This is a genomic window from Bacillus sp. 05T31, from assembly GCF_056396725.1.
On record NZ_JBFTMA010000826.1, the window covers coordinates 1 to 1,729 of the forward strand.

1 protein-coding gene and 1 pseudogene are annotated in these 1,729 nt (G+C 35.0%); both read left to right on the forward strand.

Annotated elements, in window-relative coordinates; all coding sequences use genetic code 11:
* On the forward strand, positions 1 to 1,148 hold a 1,148-nt coding region (locus AC1DJR_RS28780), incomplete at its 5' end, for an ABC transporter ATP-binding protein (RefSeq protein ID WP_477004128.1).
* 86 nt (positions 1,149 to 1,234) lie between these two features.
* Positions 1,235 to 1,660, forward strand: a pseudogene (gene hitR / locus AC1DJR_RS28785) (envelope stress response regulator transcription factor HitR); the annotation flags it as partial.
* Positions 1,661 to 1,729: the final 69 nt, after the last annotated feature.

Below are 1,729 nucleotides of genomic sequence, written 5' to 3' on the forward strand. Positions count from 1 at the left end.
CACAAGTACCACAAGTACTATCAGAAATTCGTTTAGTAAAATCTTCAAATACGGAAAAAAAAGAATATGAAACAGGTAATACAGGTATCCAAAAATTATTGCAATTTGGTTTGAAAGAAGGAAAAGTACAAGCATTAATTTCACCTGTTATGTCGTTTGTTTTAATGGCATTGCTTGTTATTATCGTAGGGTATGGTGGAATGCGAGTTTCTAGTGGTGCATTAACAACAGGTGAACTTGTAGCATTTATTTTGTATTTGGTTCAAATTATTATGCCAATGAGTCAGTTATCAATGTTCTTTACTCAGTTCCAAAAAGCAATTGGTGCAACCGAAAGAATTAATACGATTTTAGAATATGAAGTAGAAGATCATGAAACAGGTATGAATGTTACAAATGCGAAGCAGYCRATCGTTATTGAAAATGTACATTTTGAGTATAACGAAGAAGAGAAARTSTTGRAAAATAWCGAYTTCACGATTGAATCTGGAAAAGTAACGGCGATTGTAGGACCAAGTGGTAGCGGAAAAACAACTTTATTCTCGCTGTTAGAACGTTTTTATGAGCCAACTAGTGGTTTCATAAAATTAGGGAAAGAACCAATTAYAGCATATTCATTACAATCATGGCGACGTCAAATTGGTTACGTTTCACAAGATAGTCCGTTAATTGATGGAACGATTCGCGATAATATTTGCTACGGTGTTGAGGGTGAAGTGACGGATGAAGAAATTGAAAAAGTAGCAGCGATGGCGTATGTTGATGCGTTTATTCATGATTTACCAAGTGGATACGCAACAGAAGTTGGAGAGCGTGGTGTGAAGCTTTCTGGAGGGCAAAGACAACGAATTGCGATTGCTCGAGCGTTACTACGAAACCCGCAAATCCTTATGTTAGATGAAGCGACGTCAAGTCTTGATAGTAAATCGGAATCGGTTGTTCAGAAGGCGTTAAATAACTTAATGAAAGGTAGAACAACTTTAGTTATTGCGCATAGACTTTCTACTGTTGTAGATGCAGATAAAATTATCTTTATTGAAAAAGGGAATCTTACAGGAAGTGGCTCACATGATGAGTTATTACGGACACATGACATGTACCGTGAATTTGCAATGCAACAATTGAAAATTAAAGAAGGAGCATTATAGAATGAAAACAATCAGTGAAGGGGCACTTCACTGATTGTTGATTTTAGAGTGCTAAAAAGTATGTTAAGCAGAAAGGATATGATTCCTTGATACCCAAAATTTTAATTGTAGATGATGATCCGCACATTAGAGAACTTGTTTCTGTATTTTTGGAACGAGAAGGTTTTCAAATATATGAGGCCGTTGATGGATTAGATGCTCTTCGAAAAATAGAAGAAGTGAGAGTCGAAATGGCGATTATTGATATTATGATGCCAAATATGGATGGGTTTGATTTATGTTATGAATTAAGAAAATACTATGATACCCCAATTCTTATGCTGACTGCTAAAGGTGAAACATCTCAAAAAGTAAAAGGRTTTCACCTCGGAACAGATGATTATCTTGTAAAACCATTTGATCCTTTAGAATTAGTTGTGAGAGTGAAGGCATTATTGAARCGTTACCAAATTACAGTATCGCAATCTATTCAAGTTGGGAATGTACTGTTAAATCGTAAAACATTTGAAGTTAACGTTCAATAATGCCTTCACTCTCACAACTAATTCTAAAGGATCAAATGGTTTTACAAGATAATCATC